General features: G+C 58.6%; 1 protein-coding gene. It reads right to left on the bottom strand.

The features are described 5' to 3' along the window. Positions 1-264 (bottom strand): Rrf2 family transcriptional regulator (locus P0G09_RS18675; RefSeq protein WP_275253419.1); only part of this gene is annotated, 264 nt, incomplete at its 3' end. Positions 265-302: the final 38 nt, after the last annotated feature.

The following is a 302-nucleotide window of genomic DNA, read 5'->3' as shown; positions in this document are numbered from 1 at the left end:
GGAAAGGCTGCCCTCGGTCAGCAGCAGGATCTCTGCCACGGTGTACTGGTCGGGAGTGCGGGTCAGCCGGTAGCCGCCGCCCTTGCCGCGCATACCTTCCAGAAAGCCGTTCTGCACCAGCACCTTCAGGATGTTTTCCAGATATTTTTCCGAGATCTCCTGCCGTTCGGCGACCTCCTTCAGAGGCTCATACCGCTCCGCCTGGTGTTCGGCCAGGTCGATCATTACGCGCAGTGCGTAAAGGCCCTTGGTTGAAACGATCATAGCTTTTCTCCTTATCAACCCCTCAGACGCTTTGCGCC

Source organism: Faecalibacterium sp. DFI.5.82 (assembly GCF_029076575.1).
Taxonomy (GTDB): domain Bacteria; phylum Bacillota; class Clostridia; order Oscillospirales; family Ruminococcaceae; genus Faecalibacterium; species Faecalibacterium duncaniae.
This window is presented reverse-complemented; position numbering and strand designations above follow the sequence as displayed.